A 4,076-nucleotide genomic window follows, 5' to 3' on the forward strand; every position below is an offset into this window, starting at 1 on the left:
CGCCAAGCCTGACGGGCCCCGCCGCTGTCAGGATGCGACGATCCCGAGGATGTCGAGCCCTTGTGGATCTTCGCGGGGACCACGCGGTAATTGGCGTGGAAGGGATGTGTCTTCTCGCCTGCGATAGTAGTGCCACGGACGAAGAGAAGCCGCGCTCCACTCGATTCGATCATGCTGGCATAGCCGCGGAAATTGAATGACCTGTTCTCGTGGATCAGGGCAATGACCCGCGCCTGAGGATTGCAAAAGATGCAATTCGTCAGAGCCGAGCTCGCGGATCCGACGATGACATCCGCAGAATGATAGAGCGCAATCTGATCGATAAACGAAAGTTGTTCGGGATGGACAACCTCGAAGCCGAGGCGAGTCAGGTCATCAATGATCTCCGACTCGTTGACGAGCTGCCGCTGCGTGAAATTGCGGCGCGAGAGAAAGATCCGCCGCCCCGTGGGGCGTATATCGGCGCCATGCGTCGCGATCTTGTCGAGCAGGGCACGGCGCATGCCCGCCAGGACATCCTTCGGCCAGATCGCGTCGTAGACCGGCATGCCGGGCCGTGAATCGAACGGGAAGAAGGTCGGCACCGGGGCGACGCCGAGCTCGCGGAACCGCGTCGCCTGTGCCGACAGCGGCAGAATCGGCCGATCGCGCTCGTCGAGCAACTCGACGATCTGCCGATGCGTCTCCGGCATGTGGTCGTCGATGCAGATCGGGAAGTCCGCGGGGCAGGCGGGATCGTTGAACCAGAGCATGCGCGGCACGAACTCGAGCAGCCAGTGGCCATAATTCTTGCTCTGGAGCCCGAACATCATCAGCCCGGCATCGAGCGTGCGCGTCTCGGCCGGCTCCTCGACCAGGGCCCGCTTCGCGCCGTAGACGGCCGTCATGATCTGGTCGGGGTTTACCCCGTCCTTGATGTCCGCGATGCCGCTGAGCGGGTGGGCGGCGAGATCGTAGATCAGGCGGTTGCCTTGAAGCACGAGATTGCTGCGCGGGAAGGTCAGGCAATCCTTGAACCGCGCGATGTATTGCGGCGGCGCGTCGAGGGATCCGCACGCTGAGGTCAGCGCCACCGGCCCTTCGAGAAACGCGATCTCCGGCTCGGCAATCCGGCGGGCCCCGAGCAGCTCCCGGTATTCGCCTTGCCCGTCCGCGGCCGCTTGGCGGGCGGAAACAATGTCGTAGATCCGCAGCGGCCCGAGCCCCAGGACGTGCCGCGTCCGTTCGTGGAGCGTCTGCGCCTCCTCGTGCCGGCCCGCCTCGGCCAGGGCGTTCATCTGCAGGATTCGCAAGGTTCGGATCTTGCGCTCAAGGGTGTCGCCGTCGATCGTCAGGCGCCTGACCGCCCAACTGGTCCCGCGCGATCCGCGCGAGCAGGTAGCTGCGCACCGCGCTTTCGGCGTCCCCGGCGAGTTCGTAGTCCCAGGCGATGTGGATGAGCGACGGGTCGTTCTGCCCGTGATCCCCGGCGGCCGCCTTGGCCTCCCGCAACTCTTGCAGCAGCCCTTCCACCAGATCGAACGCCTTGCGGCGGCAGAGATCGAGGATGCGGGTTCGGATGGCGGCAAGCCGATACGCCGCCGCGGGTGCAGGCGTCACCCGGGCCGCGAGGTCGTAGGCACGCCCCGCGAGGTCGAGCCGGTTCTCGCCCATGAACCGGAAAGCCAGCGTGGCGAGGTGCTGCGCAGCGACCGCCGGTCGGCTGTTCGTGAGTGCGGACAGGCCGTCCTCGATCGCGTCGAGCGCAGCGGCGCCGTTCGAGGGATCGGCCTGACTCAGGATACGCCGAAAATCGCCTTGCATCGTCCTCGACCGTTCCTCTCGGCCCGGGCCCACCGTCGCCGCTCAGCGGGCCGCCAGAGACCGCTCCACGCTGCCGCAGACCGCATCGATCTGCGTCGGCGTGATCGCCGGGAAGAACGGCACCCCGATGGCGCTCGCGGCCGCCGCGGCGGTCCCCGCCAGCCCGTCGTGCCGGCAGGTCGCGAAGGCGGGGTGCGCCTGACAGCCGGTCCCGTACCAGCGCCGCCACTGGATCCCGTCCGCGTCGAAGCCTGCCGTCACCGCATCGGCGGTGCCGGGCTCGAACAGGGCGGTGATCGTCATGGTCAGCCAGTCCCTGCCGAAGCCCGGCTGCATGCGCACGCCGATCCGCTCGAAGCCCGCGACATAGGCGAGGGATGCGTCCCGCAATTGCTGGATGCGCGCCTCGAGCCCGTCGAACACCGCCAGTCCGACCGCGGCGGCGTATTCCGAAATCCGGTAATTGCCGCCCCGCACCTCCGACACGCGGCTGCTCGCCGAGAAGCCGAAGCCCGTCATGGCGGTGGTCTGGGCGACCAGATCGGTGTCGGTGGTGAGGATCGCCCCGCCCTCCCCGATCCCGAGCGCCTTGGTGGCGTGCAGGCTCACGCAGATCGGCTGCGCGCCCACGCGGTGCAGGTTGAGCGTGGCGGCGGCGGCGTCGAACACCACCGGGATGCCGTGCGCTGCCTCGAACGCTTCCCAGGCGGCGACGTCGATCGGCGCGCCGTAGGGGCTGACCACCACCACGGCGGCGACCTCGTCCCCGGCCGCCGCCAGGGCCCGGGCGGCAATGGCCGGCGTCAGCGCCAGCGTCTCGGGATCGACATCCGCGAAGAACGGCTCCAGGCCGACATTGACCGCCGCATGCGCGGTGGCGACGAAGGTGTAGGCGGGCATCAGGCAGAGCCGGCCCTTCCGGCCGGCGATCCGGTAGCGCAGGGCGAGCTCGATGGCCGTCGTCCCGCTGCCGGTGATCGTCGCCGCCACCGGCGCGCCGTCGGCGCGCTCCGAGACGAAGCGGCAGAGCGTCTCGGTGAACGCCCGGGAGAGCGGACCGTAATTGCTGTAGATGTGCGACTGATCGATCCGGCGCAGATACGGGACGATGGCATCCGTCTCCGGCAGGCTTGGAATGAGCACGGGGATCATCGTCGAGACACGTCCTGACTGTCGGCCGCCACCATCCTCACGCGCATGCTAAGGTGACGCGCCCGCTATACATGGCCGGACAGGACCGCGGAAGGCGGCGATCCGGATGCCGGCCCCTCCCCGCCTAGGCGCGCCGCAGGGACCGCGCCGGATTGCCGAACACCGTCTGGCCCGGCGCCACGTTCCGGATCACGACGGCGCCGGCGCCGACCACGGCGTGCGCGCCGATCCGCATCCGCGGGATCACGCAGGCCCCGGTGCCAAGGAACGCGCCCTCCTCGACGCGGACATGCCCGGCCAGGTGGACCCCAGGGCTCAGCGTGGCGAAATCCTCGAGCACGTCGTCGTGGGCGACGGTGCAGCCCGGGTTGACGAGGACGTGCTCCCCGAGGCGCGCATCCGTCGTGATGGAGGAATGGCCGAGGATCACGGCACCCGCACCGATCCGGCTGCTCGCTCCGATCAGCACTCCCGGATCGATGATCGAGGTGAACTGGGCGCCGATCTCCGCCCGAAGATGCGCGACCGCCCGGGCCCGGGGCCCGGGCTCGCCGAGGGCGACGACGAAGCGCAGGCTCGCGTCGCCCGCCAGGCTGCGCACATCCCGAACCACGGGCCGGCCCCGAAACGTCTCCGGCGCGTCGATCCCGGGATCGACGATGCTGGCTTGCAGCTCGATCGCGGTCCCGTGCGCGTTGAGGCGCTGCAGGGCGTCGACAATCTCGCGGGCGAGCGCGCCGGCGCCGTACAGGACGAGGCGGACGGTCATCGTGCCCGGATCCGGGATCGGATCCGGCCGCGGCCCGAATGCAGCGTGTCGTTCCGGTCGTCGTCCATGCGCGGGGATCCCTGCCTGCCCGGTGCCCTGCCCTACACGAGACCGCGTGCGCCCTCCAGCGCCGCGTCCGCCGGCCCTCCCAGGCGAGGGGCATTCGGATATCTCGTCACGGCACGCCGGTTCCAGTACACCGCCCGCGAGGGCGCGCCGTTCGACCGGCGCGCGGACGGGCAGGGTCGATCAGGCGCGCAACCGACATGAGGGCGACGCAGACCTTCATCGACCTGATCCGGACGGTCATCGCGACAACGCGCCGGAACGTCTCGCGCAAATCGCCCCCTTG

At 69.4% G+C, this 4,076-nt stretch carries 4 protein-coding genes; all 4 read right to left on the reverse strand.

Annotation, left to right across the window (positions count from 1 at the left end; translation table 11 throughout):
* A partial coding sequence (locus tag I53_RS35010) for a glycosyltransferase family 61 protein (RefSeq protein ID WP_251982277.1) occupies nt 1–1,073 on the reverse strand: 1,073 nt, incomplete at its 3' end.
* Between the two features lie 235 nt (nt 1,074–1,308).
* Complete coding sequence (locus I53_RS35015; protein ID WP_251982278.1) at nt 1,309–1,836, reverse strand: hypothetical protein; 528 nt, start codon at nt 1,834–1,836, stop codon at nt 1,309–1,311.
* A gap of 9 nt (nt 1,837–1,845) precedes the next feature.
* Nucleotides 1,846–2,955, reverse strand: a complete 1,110-nt coding sequence (locus tag I53_RS09925; RefSeq protein ID WP_043349882.1) for an aminotransferase class I/II-fold pyridoxal phosphate-dependent enzyme — start codon at nt 2,953–2,955, stop codon at nt 1,846–1,848.
* Nucleotides 2,956–3,079: 124 nt separating this feature from the next.
* Nucleotides 3,080–3,724, reverse strand: a complete 645-nt coding sequence (locus I53_RS09930; protein ID WP_051044755.1) for a NeuD/PglB/VioB family sugar acetyltransferase — start codon at nt 3,722–3,724, stop codon at nt 3,080–3,082.
* Nucleotides 3,725–4,076 lie beyond the last annotated feature (352 nt).

This window comes from Methylobacterium sp. B1 (genome assembly GCF_000333255.1).
GTDB lineage: Bacteria > Pseudomonadota > Alphaproteobacteria > Rhizobiales > Beijerinckiaceae > Methylobacterium > Methylobacterium fujisawaense.

Bases quoted from the DNA above. Each gene is read 5' to 3' on its own strand.
- I53_RS09930 (WP_051044755.1), bottom strand. From the start codon at position 3,724: ATGACCGTCCGCCTCGTCCTGTACGGCGCCGGCGCGCTCGCCCGCGAG.
- I53_RS09925 (WP_043349882.1), bottom strand. From the start codon at position 2,955: ATGATCCCCGTGCTCATTCCAAGCCTGCCGGAGACGGATGCCATCGTC.